Here is a 444-nt window from a genome sequence, read left to right on the forward strand (position 1 = left end):
GTTGATTTTTGAACTTCTTGACACGGGTCATTCTGAAATTGGATCATATGCCATTACAACAGCTTTGCGATGGGAAAAATATTTATTAAGTCATGCCAAACGTCTTTATGCGGCGGCGGATAGCTTAGCAACAGAGGGTGCAAACTTTCTTGTCAAACGCTGTGATTGTTTCCCTGATGTTTTTACGGCAAGAGATGTTTATAAACGTGATTGGAAGCTTTTAAAAAATAAAGAAACCATTCAACAAACTTTAGAGCTTTTATGCCGTTGTAACTATATTCGTGAAATCTCTGGAGACAAGTGCTCACAAGGTGGTCGACCTACCATACGTTATGAATGGCATCCCTTAGTGAAACGTCATAAGACATCACACTGAGGCAATTGGGAAATCTTAAAAACATTAAACAATATAACAGTGAACTCTCAAAGGACCTCCCCATCATT

At 38.5% G+C, this 444-nt stretch carries 1 pseudogene; it reads left to right on the forward strand.

The annotated features are described in order from the left end of the window. A pseudogene (locus BN338_RS12280) lies at positions 1-376 on the forward strand (DUF3987 domain-containing protein); the annotation flags it as partial. Positions 377-444 lie beyond the last annotated feature (68 nt).

Source organism: Bartonella queenslandensis AUST/NH15, from assembly GCF_000312585.1.
Taxonomy (GTDB): domain Bacteria; phylum Pseudomonadota; class Alphaproteobacteria; order Rhizobiales; family Rhizobiaceae; genus Bartonella; species Bartonella queenslandensis_A.